Origin of the sequence: Achromobacter aegrifaciens, assembly GCF_902859735.1 — a bacterium.
GTDB lineage: Bacteria > Pseudomonadota > Gammaproteobacteria > Burkholderiales > Burkholderiaceae_B > Achromobacter > Achromobacter aegrifaciens.
The window spans coordinates 36073-55147 of record NZ_CADIJY010000010.1 but is presented as its reverse complement, the minus strand read 5'-3'; the positions used below and the strand labels follow the sequence as shown (position 1 = coordinate 55147).

The window sequence follows — 19075 nt, the reverse complement described above, 5'->3', positions numbered from 1 at the left end:
CGGGTCAGTGGTCTTCGCCGTAGGGCGCTGCCGCTACCCCGGGCTCGGGGTCCGGATGGCGTCCGGCGTGTTCGATGACATACGAAAAAACGCGGCCGTTTTCGCGGGCGAAATCGGCCGCGTCGGAGCAGACGGTTTCGATGCGGCCCGAGTCTTCTTCCAGTGCCGGATCGCCCGAATGCAGCTTGTACAGCCACAGCACCACGCCGGTCTTGTGGTCCAGCACGGTATCGCACAGGCAGTCGTAGAGGGCGTCCAGGTTGCCGCCGAAGTATTCGGGGAAATCCACTGCCTTGACGATGGCGCGCAGCACCGCGGAACGGCTGCGGGCAGGATCGCAATTGGCGACGAACAGGGCCAGGCCAAGCTCATGGGCGGCGTCCACCACGGCCTTCTTGTCCAGCCCGTCATGGGCCAGCGCACCGCCGCGCATCAGTTGCCGCTGCAGAGTAGATTGGCCATTGCGCGTCATGCCTGAGCCCCCTTGAAAAAGGCGATCACTTCGTCGTTACGCTGCATCGTATCGGCATAACCCAGTTCAATCAATCGCTTGGTGTAGCTGGATTCAAATAAGAGGTAGGACATCAGCGAACCGCCGCCGGGACGGTCTGGATCGGACGATACACCGAGTACGCGGAAAAGAGCACGGGCCTGGGCCGGCATATCCTGCAAATGTTCCAGCGCCATGACGTCCAGCGACTGGCTGGGCGTGATCGTCAGGACCTCGATGCGGCGCGCATGCCCGTGCTGCGCGCCTTCCGGGCCGGACTGATCCATCAGGAAGTTGATGCGCTCCAGGCGCTCGACGTCGGCCGACAGGCCGTCCAGGAAGATGCTGGCCAGCGCATGCCCGCCGACCTGGGCCAGCGACGGGTAAGGCGGCGAGTCTTCGCGGTTTTCCGGGTGGGTTTCGTCGCGGAAACCCGTGCCGATCACCAGCACGCGATGCGCGCCCAGGTGAATGGCCGGACTGATGGGCGCGAGCTGGCGCATCGAACCGTCGCCGCACCACTCCCCCTTGCCGTGCACCTGCACCTGCCGGGCCGGAAAGACGAAGGGGATGGCGGACGAAGCCATCAGGTGGTCGATGCCGATGGGCGTGGGCAACGCCAGGCGCAGATAGCGGTGCCAGGGCTCGATGGGCGTGTGCGCCTGGTAGAAGGTCAGGTGCTCGCCACTGGTGTAGCCCGAGGCCGTGATCGCCAACGCCGACAGCGCGCCGGTTTCCAGGTTGGTGCGCAGATGCTGGAAGTCCAGCACCCGCTCCAGCAGAGCCTGCATGGGACTGTTGTCCAGCAGCGAATGGGGCCGCTTGCGCGTCAGGCCCGAGTACATCCACCCCAGCGACAGCAGGCCCAGCCAGCGCACGCCGGTACGGATCAGGCCGGGCGCGTCGGCCCGGTAGATCATGTCGGTATTCAGGGAAGACCACAGCCGGCGGATGCGGCGCACGCCCAGATGGGGCCGGTCGGCGCGGCAGGCCAGCGCGGCGGCATTGATGGCGCCGGCGGACGTGCCGCAGATGATGTGAAAGGGATTCTGGAAACGCGAATGCCAGTCCGGATCCAGCAATTCCATGATGGCGCTGAGCACGCCCACCTGATAGGCGGCGCGAGCGCCGCCTCCGGTCAGGACCAGGCCGGTCGGCGTGCGCGGGCACGCCGGACCGGGTGGCGTCACGTCAACGCGGCGTATTGACATCGACCACCGTCATCGCGGTCATGTTGACGATGCGGCGCACGGTGGAGCTGGAGGTCAGGATGTGCACCGGTGCGTTGGCGCCCAGCAGGAACGGACCCACCGCAACGTTGCTGCCTGCGGCGGTCTTCAACAGGTTGTAGGCGATGTTGCCCGAGTCCACGTTCGGGCACACCAGCAGATTGGCCTGACCCTTGAGCGTGGACGACGGCAGGATGCGCATGCGCAGCGCTTCGTCCAGCGCGCAGTCGCCATGCATTTCACCGTCGATCTCGAGTTCCGGCGCGGCCTGGCGCACCAGTTCCAGCGCGCGGCGCATCTTCGCGCCCGAGGCCGAACTGCCCGAACCGAAGTTTGAACGCGACAGCAGCGCGACCTTGGGCGCCAGGTACATGCGGCGCATCTCGTTGGCGGCGGCGATGGTGAATTCGGCGATTTGCTCGGCCGAAGGTTCATCGTTGACGTGCGTGTCCACCAGCACCACCGTGCGCTCGTTGAGCAGCAGGATGTTCATGGCGGCATACACGTTGTGGCCGGGGCGGCGGCCGATGACCTCGTCCACGAAGCGCAGGTGATCATGGTAGGCGCCGACCGAACCGCAGACCATGCCGTCGGCGTCGCCCAGGCGCACCATCATCGCGCCGATCAAGGTCATGCGGCGGCGCATTTCCACACGCGCCATTTCCTTGGTGATGCCGCGGCGGCACATCAGCTCCCAGTACGTGGTCCAGTACTGGTGGAAGCGTTCATCGTATTCGGGATTGGTGACTTCGACGTCTTCTCCGAGGCGCAACCGCAGGCCCAGCTTTTCGATGCGGGTCAGCAGTACCGACGGACGGCCCACCAGGATGGGACGGGCCAGGCCTTCATCGACGATCACCTGCACCGCGCGCAGCACGCGCTCGTCTTCGCCTTCAGCGAACACGATGCGCGCTGGGCCGCCCTCGCGCACGATGCGCTTGGACGCCGAGAACAGCGGCTTCATGAAGGCGCCCGAGTGGTACACGAACTGCTGCAGCTGCTCTTCGTAGGCTTCCAGGTCCGCCAGCGGACGCGTCGCCACACCGCCTTCCATCGCGGCCTTGGCCACCGCCGGGGCGATGCGCACGATCAGGCGCGGATCGAAGGGCTTGGGGATCAGGTATTCGGGGCCGAACGAAATATCGAAGGTGCCGTAGGCCGCGGCCACGACTTCGTTCTGCTCTTCTTCCGCCAGCTCGGCGATGGCGTACACCGCCGCCTTTTCCATTTCACGGGTGATGGTGGTGGCGCCCACGTCCAGCGCGCCGCGGAAAATGTACGGGAAGCACAGCACGTTGTTGACCTGGTTCGGATAGTCCGAACGGCCGGTCGCCATGACCACGTCGTCGCGCACCGATTGCGCCAGTTCCGGCAGGATCTCGGGCGTGGGATTGGCCAGCGCCAGGATCAGCGGGCGCGGACCCATGGCCGCGACCATTTCCGGCTTGAGCACGCCGCCCGCCGACAGGCCCAGGAACACGTCGGCGCCCTGGATCACTTCGGCCAGCTTGCGGGCGTCGGTCTTTTGCGCGAAGCGCGCCTTGTCCGGATCCATCAGCGCCGTGCGGCCTTCATAGACCACGCCTTCGATGTCGGTGACCCAGATGTTTTCCAGCGGCAGGCCCAGGTCCACCATCAGGTCCAGGCAGGCCAGCGCGGCGGCGCCTGCGCCCGAGGTCACCACCTTGACCTGCTTGATGTCCTTGCCCACGACCTTCAGGCCGTTGATGAAGGCGGCGGACACACAGATCGCGGTGCCGTGCTGGTCGTCGTGGAAGACGGGGATCTTCATGCGCTCGCGCAGCTTGCGCTCGACGGTGAAGCACTCCGGTGCCTTGATGTCTTCGAGGTTGATACCGCCGAAGGTGGCTTCCAGGCCCGCGATGATCTCGACCAGCTTGTCCGGGTCGGTCTCATTGATTTCGATATCGAAGACGTCCAGGCCGGCGAACTTCTTGAACAGCACCGCCTTGCCTTCCATCACCGGCTTGGAAGCCAATGCGCCGATGTTGCCCAGGCCCAGCACCGCGGTGCCGTTGGTGATCACGCCCACCAGGTTGCCGCGCGCCGTGTAGCGGTACACATTGGCCGGATCGGCCACGATTTCTTCGCAGGCCGCCGCCACGCCAGGCGAGTACGCCAGGGCCAGGTCCCGCTGGTTGGTGAGCTGCTTGGTCGGCGTGACCGAGATTTTGCCGGGGCGTCCAAGCTCATGATATTCAAGGGCGGCTTTGCGGAGATTGGCATCCATAGGGGCGGCTACTGGCTAGAGTGTGTGACACGAAAGGGGGGAATTCTATTCCGATGGCGGGCGCCGCGATACCTCGGCAATGCCCGCCTGCCCCTTGGATAAGCGGGCTCGTCCCATGTTAGCGCTGGCTTACAAATTGTCGCTATTCCGCGATGTGGAATGAGAGAAAACGTCCATCGGGGTCGAACAGGGCCTTCACCCGAGAGTCCAGGCGGGTGGTAGCCAGCCCCGGCGGCTCGTTCGGGCAGGCAGGAGCGTGCGGCGCCGGCCCGGCGTCTGCCAGTGTCACCGACTGCACCCAGGCCAGCGTGCCGCCGTGCCCCAGCAGCAGATGCGCCAGGTTGACGGTGGCGGGCGCTTCCGGCTTGAGCGCGTCCAGCCGGTAGCGGCCCAGCCAATGCTCGCCGTCCCGGGTGGCGAAGGCGTCCCCCCCCGACGCCAGCTGGAACAGCGCCGGCACCAGGCGCTGCACGGTGGCGGAACGCAAGGGCTGGACGTCCGACTCGCCGAACGGCCCCAACGTTTCCTCTATGCCGTCAGCCAGCATCACGTCCAGCGCCACCACGCCGGAGTCGGCGCAGCGCCCGGCGGGCCAGTGGGCCTTGGCCGCCAGCCATGCAGCCAGCGTCAAGCCCCCGGGCAGGCCGGCGAACTGGCGCAGCCCGGCCTGCGCCAACATCGCCAGCGGCGTGCCCGGCTGCGCGCGCCAGCGCCCGGTTTCGCCGGACAGGCGCACCAGGCCGGTCATGGCGGACGGGTCCACCGTGAGGAGCGGACCATGGACGGTCTCGAAAGGCCCTTCGGCGCCCGCCAGCGCCAGCGTCACGCGGTACTCGGCGCACAGCGTGCGCGCGTGCGCCACATCCGCGTCGCGCGCCGGCGTCAGCAGGCCCCGCGGGCCGCCCTCTCCCGCCTCGCCCGAATCTCGGACAGATCCCTGACAGAGCAGGCTCAACCGCTCCATGAAGGCCGACCACGGGCTGCGGGCCGGACGACGGCCCAGGAGGAAAGCGCGCCGGGATGGCTGCATGACTACAATTCCTTTTTCGCTACAAACGCCTTCGAGAATCCGATGCCCCGCCTTGCCCATCGCACCAATGACTTCCTGACCTTTCAGGTAATGGAACTATTCAAGCAGGCGCAAGCGCTGCAGGCGGCCGGCAAGGACATTATCAGCCTGGGCATCGGCGAACCGGACTTTACCGCGCCCCCCCAGGTCGTGGAAGCGCTGGAGCGCGCGGCGCGCGCCGGCCTCAGCGGCTACAGCCCCTCGGCCGGCCTGACGCCGCTGCGCGAGGCCATCGCCCAGTTCTACCACGAGCAGTTCGGCGCCAGGATCAACCCGGCTCGCGTGATCGTCACCGCGGGCGCCTCCGGCGCCCTGACGCTGGCCTGCGCGGCGCTGGTCAACCAGGGCGGCGAAGTGCTGATGCCGGATCCGTCCTACCCCGCAAACAGCAATTTCGTGCTGGCGGCGGGCGGCGTGCCGCGCCTGATCCCCAGCACGGCGGCCAAGCGCTTCCAGCTGTCGGCGCAGGACGTGGCCAGCCACTGGACGCCCGCCACCCAGGGCGTGCTGGTCGCCTCGCCCAGCAACCCTACCGGCACCTCCGTCGACCATGGCGAGCTGGCCGAGCTGCTGGCGCAGGTCCGCGCCCGCGACGGCTTCGCCATCGTCGATGAAATCTACCTGGGACTGTCCTATGAAGGCCAGCCGCGCTCGGCCCTGACGCTGGACGACGACGTCATCGTCATCAACAGCTTCTCAAAGTACTTCCACATGACGGGCTGGCGCCTGGGCTGGATGATCGTGCCCGAGGACATGGTGGCGCCGGTGGAGAAAATAGCCGCCAGCCTGGCGATCTGCGCGCCCACGCTGGCCCAGCATGCCGCGCTGGCCTGCTTCCAGCCAGGAGCAATGAAGACCTTCGAGCACCGCCGCGAGGCCTTCAAGCAGCGCCGCGACTACCTGCTGCCGGAATTCGAGCGCATGGGGATCCAGGTGCCGGTGAAGCCCGACGGCGCCTTCTATATTTATGCCGACATCGCCAACCTGGGCATGGATAGCGCCGCGTTCTCGCAGCGCCTGCTGCTGGAGGCCGGCGTGGCCGCGGTACCGGGCCTGGACTTCGGTCCGGCCCACGGCAAGCACACCATGCGCTTTTCCTATGCCACGGGCCTGGACCGTCTGGAAGAGGCCGTCGCCCGCATCGGCCGGCTGCTGCAGGGCTGAGTCCGACAGCCAAACCGCGAAAAACAAAGCGCGTCCCTAGGGACGCGCTTTGCATTCAGGCCAGGACGGGAATCAGTCGCGCGCCAGCGCGATCCCGGAGGCCAGCGCCAGGCGGCGGCGTTCCGCCTGCACCTTGGCGCCGTAGCCGTTGTCGTCCGGTCCGGTGGCGCCGACGTAGCATGCCAGGCCGCCATCGACCGAGCCGCGGCGATTGATGCAATCGCGCAGGATCGTGGCTCCGACCCCGATATTTGCGGCCGGGTCCAGCGCGGTCTTGCCGACCGCGTCGAATTTGTCCTGGTGCACGCTGGTCATCACCTGCATCAGTCCCTGGGCGCCCACGTGGCTTTCGGCCAGCGGGTTGTAGCGGGACTCGATGGCGATCACGGCCAGCACCAGCAGCGGGTCCAGCTTCTTTTCGCGGCTTACCTTGTACACGGTATTCAGCAGCGGGCCGGTGGCGTCATACGCGACCTTGTACTTGCGCGAAATATAGTTGCGCAAGGCTTCTGCCTGCGGGCCAGTGGCGCTCATCGCAACGGGCTTGGGCGCCGCAGGCGCGACACGGGCGGGCCCCAGCATGCCGGTGGCATTGCTGGCGGGAGCAGAAGGAACGGCCATGGCAATTGCCGACGACATGTCGGAACCCAGTTCGGAACCGGCTTCGGATTCGGTGCCGGTTTGCATGGATGTAGGCGCTAGGGCGGTCAACAAGGCTTTGTGCACTTGCAATGCCTGGTCGCGCAAACCAGGCAGGGCGAATCCCATGCTTACCGTCACAATGACCGCAATGCCCAGATAAACGGAGCAAATGCGCAGGGACTCGGCAAGATATTGGTGCACTCCTTGGGCCAGGCTTCGGAACAGGCTGGCCACTGACGCATCGGGCATAAAACCTCCTGCGTTAAAAAGAGGGAGTCAATGTTAACCTCTCTGTCTACCCAATATGTAACCAAATAGCTGGGATCTGTAGTGAAATACCGCGACCTTAGAGACTTCATCGCCCAACTTGAACGCATGGGCGAGCTCAGACGCATCGCTGCGCCGGTGTCCACCCGGCTGGAAATGACTGAAATATCCGACCGCGTCCTGCGTGCGGAGGGCCCTGCCCTGCTGTTCGAAAACGCGCAGCACAATGGCCAGACGGCGCAGATGCCGGTGCTGGCCAACCTGTTCGGCACCCCGGCCCGCGTCGCCCGCGGCATGGGCGCCGACGACGTCAGCGCCCTGCGCGACATCGGCGAACTGCTCGCTTCGCTGCGCGAGCCCGAAGCGCCCAAGGGCCTGCGCGATGCGTTGGCCAAGGTCTCGATGCTGAAGTCCGCGCTGTGGGACATGAGCCCCAAGAACGTCAAAAGCCCCGCCTGCCAGGAAATCGTCTGGGAAGGCAAGGACGTCGACCTGAACCGCCTGCCGATCCAGACCTGCTGGCCCGGCGACGTGGCGCCGCTGTTGACCTGGGGCCTGGTGATCACGCGCGGCCCCAACGCCCGCCGCCAGAACCTGGGCATCTACCGGCAGCAATTGCTGGGCCCCAACAAGCTGATCATGCGCTGGCTGTCGCACCGCGGCGGCGCGCTGGATTTCCGCGACCACGCCCTGGCGCATCCCGGCACGCCCTTCCCCATCGCCGTGGCCCTGGGCGCCGACCCCGCCACCACGCTGGGCGCGGTCACGCCGGTGCCCGACAGCCTGTCCGAATATCAGTTCGCCGGCCTCTTGCGCGGATCCCGCACCGAGGTTGCCAAGGCGCTGGGCAGCGACCTGTCCGTGCCGGCCTGGGCCGAGATCGTGCTGGAAGGCCACCTGCTGCCGTCATCCGACCCGCGCGCCATCGCACCCGTCGTGCCCGAAGGCGTCAACCCGCCGCCGAACACCGATTACGAAATGGCGCTGGAAGGTCCCTACGGCGACCACACCGGCTACTACAACGAGCAGGACTGGTTCCCCGTCTTCACGGTGGAGCGGATCACGATGCGGCGCAATCCCATCTACCACTCCACCTACACCGGCAAGCCGCCCGACGAGCCCGCCGTGCTGGGCGTGGCGCTCAACGAGGTCTTCGTGCCGCTGCTGCGCCGCCAGTTGCCCGAGATCGTGGACTTCTACCTGCCGCCGGAAGGCTGCAGCTACCGCCTGGCAGTGGTGTCGATCCGCAAGCAGTATGCCGGCCACGCCAAGCGCGTCATGTTCGGCCTGTGGAGCATCCTGCGCCAGTTCATGTACACCAAGTTCATCGTGGTGGTGGACGAGGACATCAATCCGCGCGACTGGAAGGAAGTGGTCTGGGCGATGACCACCCGCATGGACCCGGTGCGCGACACCTTGCTGGTGGAAAACACGCCCATCGACTACCTGGACTTCGCCTCGCCGGTCTCCGGCCTGGGTGGCAAGATGGGCATGGACGCCACCAACAAATGGCCCGGCGAGACCAATCGGGAATGGGGCACCCCCATCACCATGGATGCGGACGTCAAGAAGCGGGTGGATGAGATGTGGGGGCAGCTGGGGCTGTAAACAGCGGGCGGGCGCAGCGCCCCTCCGATATGCAACCTGGATTTCAGCGGGGCAGGATCAGAAAATGCTGATCCTGCCCTGGATCCAGCCGGGCGACCAAGGCACTGTTCTCCTGCGCACTGCGCGCAACCAATCCCGTCAGCACGGCCAACGAATTGATCCGATGCGTCTGCGCCAGATGCTGAAAGCGTCTGATTTCAGCCGACGAGCAAGCCCGTCGCGCATTCCGCAATAGGCCATTGGCCTGCAATAGCCGCAGGTTTTCCGGGTGGATCAGTTCCAGCAGACGTTCTGCCTTTGCCGCCTTTTCCTCCAAGTGCTGCACGGCATCCGTCTCGGTCAGCACGCCATAGCGCTTCCAAGCCGGCTCATGGTGAAACAGGCGATTGCGGAAGTCGCGCAGCGTGGCGACCAGATCGTGCACATGAGCAAGCATCGCGCCAGCCTGGCGTAGCGGCCATTTTCCACGAAACACGGCGGACAAATGCCTGGGCCAGATCAGTCCGCGCCCCATGAACTCCCCGTCCAGCAGAAACTCCCAGGTCGAGAATTCCGTCTTGGCGATGATGCCATGGTGCTGCGGCGTCACGTTGCCGCGCGCGGCATGGCGACGGCGCTGCTCGGCAACATGGTTGCGGGTCGCCTTGGCGAAGTTCTCGCGCACGGCCTGCACCGCGTGCGGCGCGTCCACGCCCGCTGCGAAGGAGCGATAGCGTAGTTTGCCGCCCGCCCACCAGAATCGTCCCAGGTCGGCCACCAGCGCCTGGTCGATGGCGTTGCGCAGGGTGACCTCTACCGCGCCCATCAGGGGGTACAGGGCACCGCAGGCATGCGCATTCCATAGATACGCCCCCACCAGCTCCATGTCATTCGCCGGCTGGAATACGCTCTGATAGCTGCCGATGCGTTCGTTGGTGATGAGCGTATCGATCAGCAGTGGACGGTACTGCAATGTATGGGGCATATCGCCGAACCTGGAAGAAGGGTCAGGCCGTCGCCGTTGACGGTGGCCGATGGAAATACATACAATCTTCGTAAGGTTGGTGATGGCTTCCAATGGGCGCAAGCCTACGACCCATCATGTAAGACCTGATACCCACCCCGGCCTGGAGCCGGGGCTTTTGCTTTCTGGCTGGCCCGAATCGGCAAGCAGAACGTTGCGCCAGCCCCAGCATAAAAAAACCCGCCAAAAACAATGGCGGGTTTTTTGTTGGGCGAAGCCGCAGCCTCAGCGCTTGCCAGCGTCCAGATCATCATCACGGCGCGAGTTCTGCCAGGCCTTGAACAATTGCCAGCCGACAAAGGCGCCGCCGGCGATCTTCAGAAGCTTGGAGCGCTTGCCGCCGCGCATGATCATGGCGGACAGCGATGAACTGACGATGGGATAGCGACGCGCCAGGCTGATTGCCTGCAAGGCCCAGCGCGATGCGCCTCCGGAAGCCAGACCCGGCAGCAGCCCCCTGAGGAGCGCGGCCGGTTCCAGCTTGCGTCCGGTGGACGCGATGCTCTGCGCCAGCGATTCGCGTTCGATGGCGGCGCGGGCGCGCAGCAGTTCGATGCGCACGGCGCGGTCGACGGTGGGAGACCTTTTCGTCATGCTTCAGCCCTCCTCGCGCCGGCGCGCCTGCGCTTCGTCGTCGTCCTGCGCGTCGCGCACCCGATCCAGCAATTCAGCGTCGCGCCCAAGCTCTTCGAGCGTGGCCGCGAACGGCGGCGCGCCGTAGACCAGCCCGCGGCGCACCGCCACCAGCAAGGCCACGCCAACCAGACCGTAGAAACCCGCCAACAGGCCCAGGGCCAGATAGCGGTCTTCAGTGGGCCAGAACGCCACCGCGACCGTGACGGTGAAGACCAGCACCGCCAGCGTCAGGAACAGCAGCGCAGCAAACGCCATGCCCAAGAGCTTGAGCAGGCGCGCCTTTTCGTCCGCTGCTTCCAGCGCCAGCAATTCCAGGCGCGTGCGCAACAGCCCGACCACGCTGGAGGCAACGCCGAAAACAGATTTTCGTAGACCCATGGCTGAGAAGGACGCCGGGCGGGAAGCACGGCCTTGCGCCCGCGCCGCCCGCCCGGATGTCCTGCCCTATCAGCGGCGGCTGATCAGCAAGCCGAGCAGCAGGCCGGTCACGCCTGCGATGCCGATGGCTTGCCAGGGATTGTCGTGCACGTAGTCATCGGTCGCGCGGGCAGCCTTGCGGCCGCGTTCCAGCACGGCGTCCTGCGCTTCGTACAGGGCTTCACGCGTGCGCTTCAGGGACGTCAGCGCACGGTCGCGCAATTCGTTGGCCTTGTCGCCCGTGCTGCTGGCAGCTTCGCGCAGCAGGCTTTCGGCGTCATTCAGGCTGGACTTGACACTGTCGATGAGTTTTTCTTTTGCGACTTCTTCGGATTTTCTCGTGGCCATTATTTGAGCTCCTGTTGTGTGTCAATGACGGAACCATCATACCAGCCGCCATGCGGGAGACACGGCGCGCTTGCTACGGTGTGCTACTTGATTTGCGTAATCTCAACGGCGGATTTGACGCCGCCCTGATCGATGTCCTGCTTCATCACCAGATTGATCGCCGGACAGTACCAGTCCGTCACGGTGGTGTTCATGCCGGGGATGGGAATGGTCAGGCCCTGGAACGTGGCCATGGTGGGATCCGAATTGCGGGTGTAGGTAATCGGATGGCAGGACTGCGCGCCCAGCGCGGTGCTCACCGAAGTCTTCTGCCCCACGGTTTTCTCGCCGATGCGCACCGTGGTGCTGGGCTGGCCGCCGACGGGCGCCTCTTTGCCGATCTTCAGGCGGAACGACGAGCCAGGCAATTTCTGGCCGGCGCTGAGTTTGCCGTCATAGGCGAAGAGACCCAGCATGCGCAGGTCGAACTGGCCTTCGGAAGGCTTGGGCGCTTCGCCCGCGGAGGCATAGCGCAGGAAGGTAGCCTGGCCGCCCTTGACCGTCATCAGGTAATCCAGCTTGGACTTGCCCGGGGGCAGGCCCGCATAGCTGAACGTGGCCACGCCCTGCACGCGCGCGCGGCAGTTGTCGCCATTGCTTTTTGTAACTTCGGCGAAAGTAAGGTCGGCGCCCAGCGCCAGATTGCCGCTGCCGGTCAGTTGCACCGCGCCGCCGTCATGCATGAACTGCGCATCGCACACGCCGGCCTGCGCCGCAGCGGCCGCGCCCAGCGCGCCCACCGTAAAAACCAGGGATGCCATTTTTCGCATCGTCACAAGCCACTCCATGAATCCGGATAAAAACCGCCCGCGCCTGGCGCATGGCTGGCTTGATACTACACCGGTTGCGAGACGCGGCGCGTGTCGGAACGTGTCGGCCGCAGCCAAGCTGGCGGCGGCTATGCCGGTGCGGCGGCGCGCGCGGCGCGGCCGATCAGGGCCTGGATCTCCGGCACGCAGGAACCGCAGCCGGTGCCGCAACCCAGCGCAGTCTTCAAGGCCGCCAGATCGCAGCCCCGGGCGATGCCGGCAAGGATCGCGGCCTCGCTCACGCCATTGCAGACACAGACCGTGCGCGAGCGGACCGCGCCCGCAATCCGTCCGGTCAGCAGCGCCGCCACGCTGGCCGGCGCATCGCCGCCGCCGGCCCAGGACAACAGCGCATCCTGCGCCCGCAGATCGCCTGCCAGCAGAAAGCCGCGCAAGGCGCCTTGCTCCACCTTCACCCTGCGCATCTGGCCGCGCGCGGGATCGTCGAAAGCCACGTCGGGCAGGCGCAGGTCCAGCGCATCCGCCATCGCATCCAGGACCTCTGCCGACGGCGCGGCGGGGGCTGCCAGACGCATCCGCACGCCACCCGCGCCCGCCGGCAGCACGACCGCGTAGTCGAAGCGCCGCAGCCAGGGCGCCAGCCGCGCGCGCAACACGACGCTGTCGCCCTGCAGCCAGCCCGCAGCCTGCCACGCCAGGCCGGCCGGTTCGGCGGACACGGCGCTGTGCTTGAGTTCCGGCTGGCGCGACAGGGGATCGGCAGCCGGATTGGTCAGCGCGTTGACCCCATGTCCCGCCATGTAGGCGCTGCCCCAATGCATGGGCAGGAACACCAGTCCCTCTGCCAGCGAGTCGTCTTCCTGCACGGGTAGCACCACACTACCCCGGCGCGATGCCAGCCTGGCCAGCGCGCCGGCTTCGAGCTTGAGCCGGCGCATGTCCTCGGGATGCATGGACACCCAGGGTTCCTCGACATGCTGCGTCAGCGCGCGGGCCAGGGATGTGCGCGCCATGGTGTGCCAGTGGTCGCGCAAGCGGCCGGTGGTGAGCCGCAGCGGATATTCCTGCGTAGCGGCTTCGGCGACTGGGCGGTAATCCACATCGCAGAAACGGGCGCGTCCGCTGGCGGTGGGGAACATGCCATCGGCATACAGGCGCGCAGTACCCTGCCCTTGCCGATACGGCCATTGCTGCGGTCCGTGCGCATGCAGCGCCGCGTAATCCAGCCCGCTGTAATCCAGGTCCCGGCCCGCGGTTGTGCGGGCATGTTCGGCAAAGACCTCGCTTTCATCCCGATAGGCGAATAGCGCCGCCTTGGGCGGGGCCATGCGGGCGGCCAGGCGCAGCGCGACCTCCTGTGCCAGCCGCCAGTCCGGCAGCGCGTCGCCAGGCGGATCGATCGCGGCGTGCACCCGGCTGATGCGCCGTTCCGAATTGGTCACGGTGCCGGACTTCTCGGGCCAGGTCGCGGCGGGCAGCACCAGGTCGGCGTAGGCCAGGGTCTCGGTGCCTGCATACGCCTCCTGCACGATGACGAAGTCGGCGCGCTCCAGCGCCGCGCGCACCCGGGCCTGGTCTGGCAGGGACTGCGCCGGGTTGGTGGCCGCGATCCACAGCACCTTGATGCGCCCATCCAGCGCCGCGTCGAACATCTCCAGCGCGGTGACGCCCGGCGCCTGCGGCAAGGCGCCCACGCCCCACAGTGCGGCCGTCGCCTCACGGTCGGCCGCGGACGCGGGATCGCGGTGGCCCGGCAGCAGCGTGGCCATGCCGCCCGCCTCGCGCCCGCCCATCGCGTTGGGCTGCCCCGTCAGCGAAAACGGCCCCGCCCCCGGCTTGCCGATCTGCCCGGTCGCCAGATGCAGATGTATCAGGGCGGCGTTCTTGTCGGTGCCGCTGGTCGACTGGTTCAAGCCCATGGTGTAGAGCGACAGCGCCGCGCCGGCCGCGCCGAACCAGCGCGCCGCCTGGACGATGTCCTCCGCCGGCACGCCGCAGATCTCTTGCGCCGCTTGCGGCGTGTACCGCCGCGCGCGCGCCATCAAAGGCTCGAAGCCTTCCGTATGCCGCTGGATGTAGCCGTGGTCCAGCAACCCCTCCTGCTCCATGACATTGAGCATGGCGTGGAACAAGGCCACATCCGTACCCGGCGCCAGCTGCAGGTGCAGATCGGCGAAGGCCGCGGTATCGGTGCGCCGCGGATCCGCGACGATCACCTTGATGCCAGGACGCCGCGCCCGCGCGGCCTCCAGCCGCCGGAACAGCACGGGATGCGCATAGGCCATGTTGGAGCCGGCGATCAGCACCGTGTCCGCCAGGTCCAGGTCCTCGTAGCAGGCCGGTGGCGCATCCGCGCCGAGCGTGCGCTTGTAGCCCGAGACCGCGCTGGACATGCACAGGCGCGAATTGGTGTCGATGTTGTTGGTGCCGGCCAGCGCGCGAGCCAGCTTGTTGAAGACCGCGTAATCCTCGGTCAGCAACTGCCCCGACAGGTAGAAGCCCACCGCGTCCGGGCCATGCTGCGCGATGGCGTCGGCCAGCCTGGCCGCGGCGATATCCAGCGCCTGGTCCAGCGCGATGGCGCGCCGGGGGTGGGCACGCGTCTCGCGCCATTGCGCCGACAGCACACGCGCGCCATCGCGCCGCACCGTGTCCGCCAGCGCCAGGCCCTTGCTGCAGAGCCGGCCATGGTTGGCGGGATGCTGCTCGTCGCCGCGCACGCGCAGCACCGCGCCATCGCGCGCTTGCACCCGCACGCCGCAGCCGGTGCCGCAATAGCAGCATACCGACGCCACTTCGCGCACGCCTTGCGGCGCCGCGTCCGCGATATCGATCCGGCGAATCATGGGCGCGTCCATCCCTTATTCCTCCGCCGCGCCTTCGCCGTGCATGAGCCGCTCGCGCAATGCGCCGATGCGCCGGCCCTCGCGGATCAAGCGCACATACCAGGCGCTATCCGCCGTGTCGCCGTACAGGCAGGCGCCCACCAGCTTGTCGTCGCGGATCACCAGTTTCTTGTAGACGCCGCCAGGCGTATCGGCCAGCGTGATCGACTCGGTCTGTTGCCCTCCGGCGAAATCGCCGGCGGAAAACAGGTCGATGCCGGTGACCTTGAGCCGGGTCGACGTCACGCTGCCTTCGTAGCGGCCAATGCCGTGCAGCGCCAGATGGTTGGCCGCCACCTTCGCCTGCTCATACAAGGGCGCGACCAACCCATAGGCGGTGCCGCGATGGCTCACGCACTCACCCACCGCGTAAATGCGCGGGTCATAGGTCTGCAAGGTGTCGCTGACCACCACGCCGCGGTTCACATGCAGCCCGCAACGTTCGGCCAGTTCCGTGTTGGGTCTGACGCCCACCGCCATCACCACCAGGTCCGCCGGAATTTCTGCGCCGTCCGCGAAGCGCAGCGCACGCACCCGCCCGTCGGCCCCGCCCAGGATCTCGCGGGTCTGGCGCCCCAGCAGGAACTTCAGGCCGCGCGCCTCCAGGCCGCGGCGCAGCATGGCCGCGGCGCCGCCGTCCAGCTGCCTGTCCAGCAGCGCTTCCCCCAGATGCACCACGGCCACGTCCATGCCGCGCGCGGCCAGGCCGTTGGCGGCCTCCAGGCCCAGCAGGCCGCCTCCTATCACCACTGCGTGCCGGTAGCGCGAGGACGCCTCTATCATCCGGTTCACGTCGCCGATATCGCGAAAGGCGACGACGCCGTCCAGATCACTACCGGGCACCGGCAGAATGAACGGATTCGAGCCCGTGGCCAGCAACAGCCGGTCATAGGGCGTCTCTGACCCATCGTCCGCCAGCACGGTACGACGGGCGCGGTTGACGCCCACGACCTTGCGGTTCAACAACAGGCGGATGCCGTGGCGGACGTACCAGTCCTCATCGTTGAGCACGATATCCTGCAAGCTCTGTTCGCCGGTCAGCACCGGCGACAGCAGAATGCGGTTGTAGTTGGGATGCGGCTCGGCGCCGAATACCGTGATCTCGTACAGGTCGGGCGTCAGCTTCAGCAGCTCTTCCAGCGTGCGTATGCCCGCCATGCCGTTGCCGACCACCACCAGCTTCTGCTTCGCATCCATGGCGGTCCCTACGCGGCGGCGCGCGACGCCCCGGCCTCGGCCAGCGGCTGCGGGTCCGCATCCAGCGCCGCGTTGGCCTGGAGCGCCGCCTGCGAGCGCTCGGGATTGCCATGGCGGCGATGCAGGAAGTCGACCACCGCGGCCCGGCACGCCAGATAGGCCGCGTCATTGGCCAGCCGTACGCGGTCGCGCGGGCGGGACAAAGGCACGGGCAGGATTTCGCCGATGGTCGCGGCCGGGCCGTTGGTCAGCATCACGATGCGGTCGGACAACAGTACGGCTTCGTCGACGTCGTGCGTGACCATGACGGTGGTGGTGTGCGTCTTGGCGACGATCTTCAGCAATTCGTCCTGCAGGTGCGCACGGGTCAGCGCGTCGAGCGCGCCAAAGGGCTCGTCCATCAGCAGCACGCCCGGCTCGATCGCCAGCGCACGCGCGATGCCGACGCGCTGCTTCATGCCGCCGGAAATCTCGCGCGGCAGCTTGTTCTGCGCTGGCAGCAGGCCCACCAGGTCCAGCGCCGCGCGTGTGCGCTCGACCAGCTGCGGGCGCTTCTCCTTGGCGCCGAACACCCGCTCCACCGCCAGGTACACGTTCTGGAAGCAGCTCAGCCAGGGCAGCAGCGAATGGTTCTGGAACACCACGGCGCGGTCCGGGCCGGGGCCCGTGATCTCGCGCTCCGCGCACAGCAGCACGCCGCTGGTGGGGCGGGTCAGGCCGGCGATGAGATTGAGCAAGGTCGATTTGCCGCAACCGGAATGGCCGATCAGCGTGATGAACTCGCCCTGCTCCACGGTCAGGTCGATGTCGCGCAGTGCCACGAAAGCGCCCTTGCGGGTGTTGAACGTCTGGCCCACGCGCTCGATGCGTACGTATTTCTTCATGGCGCTATTCCTCGGTATAGGTGTAGCGGCGGGCCAGGGCGACCAGCAGGGTTTCCAGCAGCAGCCCGACGATGCCGATCACGAAAATGGCGATGACGATGTGCTCCACCTTCAGGTTGTTCCATTCGTCCCAAAGCCAGAAGCCGATGCCCGTGCCGCCGGTCAACATTTCCGCCGCCACGATCACCAGCCACGCGGTGCCGATCGACAGGCGCACGCCGGTCAGCATGTAGGGCAGCACGGCGGGCAGCAGCACCTTGGTGGTCACCTTCCATTCGGACAGGTTCAGCACCCGCGCCACGTTCAGGTAATCCTGCGGCACGCGCGCCACGCCGACCGCGGTGTTGATGATCATCGGCCAGATCGAACAGATGAAGATGGCCCAGATGGCGGCCGGGTTGGCCGCCTTGAACAGCAGCAGCCCCAGAGGCAGCCAGGCCAGCGGCGACACCGGCCGCAGCAGGCTGACGATGGGCGAGAACATTGCCCGCACCGCCGCATAGCGGCCGATGGCGAAACCCGCGGGGATGCCGACCAGCGCGGCCAGGCCGAAGCCCACCGCCACGCGCTGCAACGATGCCAGCAGGTTCCAGCCTATGCCTTTGTCATTGGGGCCGTTGTCGTAGAACGGATCGGAAAACAGCTCGACGGCAGCGCGCCAGGTCACGCCTGGCGTGGGAATCTCCGGTATCCGCATCGCCACCACCTGCCACACCAGCACAAACAGTGCGAAGCCCGCCACGGGCCCCACCACGGCCCGCAACGCGGATTCCAGGCGCTCGCGCCAGAGGGCGAGGAGTTCATCGCCGCGGCTCATACTCGTTGCGTCAGACATTGCATGCCCCTTTCGTATCGGCGCTCAGGCCTTGACCTTGAATCCGTCGGCGTAGGCGGCAGGGTTGCTGCCGTCCCAGACCACGCCGTCGATGAGTTTCGAAGTGCGCATCTCGCTGGCCGGCAACGCCGCGCCAGCGGCCTGCGCGGCCTGCTTGTAGAGGTCTATCCGGTTGATCTGTTTCGCCATCGCCAGATAATCGGGATGTTCCTTCAGCAGCCCCCAGCGCTTGTGCTGCGTCAGGAACCACATGCCGTCGCTCAGATACGGGAAATTGGCGGCGCCGTCGGCGTAGAAGCGCATGGCGTGCTCGTCCGTCCAGCTTTTCCCCAGCCCATCGTCATAGCGGCCCAGCATGCGATCGACGATGCCGCTCGCGTCCGTGTTGACATAGGACTTGGCCGCGATGGTCTCGGCGGTTTTCTGGCGGTTGGCGGGCGAGGCGTCGATCCATTTGCTGGCCTCCAGGATGGCGGCCGTGACTGCGCGCGCGGTGTTCGGGTGGCGCGACACGAAGTCCGCGCTCGTGCCCAGCACCTTTTCGGGATGGTCGGTCCAGATGCCCTGCGAAGTGACGGCGGTGTAGCCGATCTTGTCCAGGATGGCGCGCGCCCCCCAGGGTTCGCCCACGCAGTAGCCGTCCATGTTGCCCACGCGCATGTTGGCGACCATCTGCGGCGGCGGCACGGTGATGACCTTGGCGTCCTTCATGGGATGGATGCCGTAGGTCGCCAGCCAGTAGTAAAGCCACATCGCGTGCGTGCCGGTGGGAAAGGTCTGCGCAAACGTGTACTCGCGCTTGTCGGACGCCATCAGCTTGGCCAGCGATTCGCCGTCGCGCACGCCCGCCGCCAGCAGCTTGTTCGACAGCGTGATGGCCTGGCCGTTCTGGTTCAGGCTCATCAGCACGGCCATGTCCTTCTTCGGCCCGCCTATGCCCAGGTGCACGCCGTAGACCAGGCCGTACAGCACGTGGGCCATGTCCAGCTCGCCGTTCATGAGCTTGTCGCGCACGGCAGCCCAGGACGCTTCCTTGGACGGCGTGATCGTCACGCCGTGCTTCTTGTCCAGGCCCAGCACCGAAGCCATCACGACCGAGGCGCAGTCGGTCAGCGGAATGAAGCCGATCTTGACCTCGGTCTTCTCGGGCGCGTCGGTGCCGGCGGCCCAGGCGCCGGCACGCACCAGCGGATCGACCAGCGACAGCAGGCTGGCGCCGGCCACCGCGCGCGCCGTGCCGCAAAGCCATTTACGGCGTGCGGCGTTGGCGCTGAGATCCCCGGCCGCGGCGGCTTCTGTGGAGGGGCTACGGGTCGATGGCGTCATGCATGGCTCCTGGCA

General features: G+C 66.8%; 16 protein-coding genes and 1 pseudogene. 2 read left to right on the top strand and 15 right to left on the bottom strand.

The annotated features are described in order from the left end of the window. Window positions 1-4: 4 nt before the first annotated feature. The 4 genes from HV766_RS22940 to HV766_RS22925 form a co-directional block, all read right to left on the bottom strand. Complete coding sequence (locus HV766_RS22940) at window positions 5-472, bottom strand: barstar family protein (protein WP_054451534.1); 468 nt, start codon at window positions 470-472, stop codon at window positions 5-7. Further along, window positions 469-1701, bottom strand: coding sequence for a patatin-like phospholipase family protein (locus HV766_RS22935; protein WP_082400761.1), 1233 nt, complete (start codon window positions 1699-1701; stop codon window positions 469-471). The genes HV766_RS22940 and HV766_RS22935 overlap by 4 nt, the downstream gene beginning before the upstream one ends. Further along, window positions 1682-3970, bottom strand: a complete 2289-nt coding sequence (locus HV766_RS22930; protein ID WP_175181907.1) for an NADP-dependent malic enzyme — start codon at window positions 3968-3970, stop codon at window positions 1682-1684. The genes HV766_RS22935 and HV766_RS22930 overlap by 20 nt, the downstream gene beginning before the upstream one ends. 142 nt (window positions 3971-4112) lie before the next feature. Then, entirely contained in the window at window positions 4113-5000 is an 888-nt protein-coding gene (locus HV766_RS22925) for an FAD-binding protein (protein WP_175181906.1), read from the bottom strand. A gap of 42 nt (window positions 5001-5042) precedes the next feature. On the opposite strand from HV766_RS22925, the gene HV766_RS22920 reads away from it, so the two are divergent. Then, a complete protein-coding gene (locus tag HV766_RS22920; protein WP_175181905.1) occupies window positions 5043-6203 on the top strand; it encodes a pyridoxal phosphate-dependent aminotransferase in 1161 nt (386 codons plus the stop codon). Window positions 6204-6275: 72 nt separating this feature from the next. Here the strand turns inward: HV766_RS22920 and HV766_RS22915 are convergent, their stop codons facing one another. Next, window positions 6276-7094, bottom strand: a complete 819-nt coding sequence (locus tag HV766_RS22915) for a lytic transglycosylase domain-containing protein (protein ID WP_054451537.1) — start codon at window positions 7092-7094, stop codon at window positions 6276-6278. An 81-nt stretch (window positions 7095-7175) separates the two neighbouring features. Between HV766_RS22915 and ubiD the strand changes: the two genes are divergently transcribed. Continuing rightward, window positions 7176-8720: a 4-hydroxy-3-polyprenylbenzoate decarboxylase gene (gene ubiD, locus HV766_RS22910; RefSeq protein WP_054451538.1), complete on the top strand. Its 1545-nt coding sequence runs from the start codon at window positions 7176-7178 to the stop codon at window positions 8718-8720. Window positions 8721-8763: 43 nt separating this feature from the next. Here ubiD and HV766_RS22905 read toward each other — a convergent pair whose 3' ends face one another. The 10 genes and pseudogenes from HV766_RS22905 to HV766_RS22860 form a co-directional block, all read right to left on the bottom strand. Continuing rightward, window positions 8764-9777: a CAAX protease gene (locus HV766_RS22905; RefSeq protein WP_254593352.1), complete on the bottom strand. Its 1014-nt coding sequence runs from the start codon at window positions 9775-9777 to the stop codon at window positions 8764-8766. Window positions 9778-9948: 171 nt separating this feature from the next. Next, window positions 9949-10317, bottom strand: a complete 369-nt coding sequence (locus HV766_RS22900) for a hypothetical protein (RefSeq protein WP_175181904.1) — start codon at window positions 10315-10317, stop codon at window positions 9949-9951. 3 nt (window positions 10318-10320) lie between these two features. Continuing rightward, window positions 10321-10737 carry a phage holin family protein gene (locus HV766_RS22895; RefSeq protein WP_054451540.1) on the bottom strand — a complete coding sequence of 139 codons (417 nt, stop codon included), beginning with the start codon at window positions 10735-10737 and terminating at the stop codon, window positions 10321-10323. Window positions 10738-10806: 69 nt separating this feature from the next. Then, a complete protein-coding gene (locus tag HV766_RS22890; protein ID WP_013395739.1) occupies window positions 10807-11124 on the bottom strand; it encodes an ElaB/YgaM/YqjD family protein in 318 nt (105 codons plus the stop codon). A gap of 83 nt (window positions 11125-11207) precedes the next feature. Continuing rightward, window positions 11208-11933 carry a hypothetical protein gene (locus tag HV766_RS22885; RefSeq protein WP_082400762.1) on the bottom strand — a complete coding sequence of 242 codons (726 nt, stop codon included), beginning with the start codon at window positions 11931-11933 and terminating at the stop codon, window positions 11208-11210. Between the two features lie 128 nt (window positions 11934-12061). Further along, on the bottom strand, window positions 12062-14791 hold the full coding sequence (locus HV766_RS22880; protein WP_175181903.1) for a nitrate reductase: 2730 nt from the start codon (window positions 14789-14791) through the stop codon (window positions 12062-12064). Window positions 14792-14812: 21 nt separating this feature from the next. Beyond that, window positions 14813-16015 (bottom strand): annotated as a pseudogene (locus tag HV766_RS22875) (NAD(P)/FAD-dependent oxidoreductase); the annotation flags it as partial. Window positions 16016-16023: 8 nt separating this feature from the next. Next, entirely contained in the window at window positions 16024-16899 is an 876-nt protein-coding gene (locus tag HV766_RS22870) for an ABC transporter ATP-binding protein (protein WP_125473315.1), read from the bottom strand. 4 nt (window positions 16900-16903) lie between these two features. Beyond that, window positions 16904-17734, bottom strand: coding sequence for a nitrate ABC transporter permease (gene ntrB / locus HV766_RS22865; RefSeq protein WP_054451543.1), 831 nt, complete (start codon window positions 17732-17734; stop codon window positions 16904-16906). Between the two features lie 24 nt (window positions 17735-17758). After that, on the bottom strand, window positions 17759-19060 hold the full coding sequence (locus HV766_RS22860) for a CmpA/NrtA family ABC transporter substrate-binding protein (RefSeq protein WP_175163578.1): 1302 nt from the start codon (window positions 19058-19060) through the stop codon (window positions 17759-17761). Window positions 19061-19075: the final 15 nt, after the last annotated feature.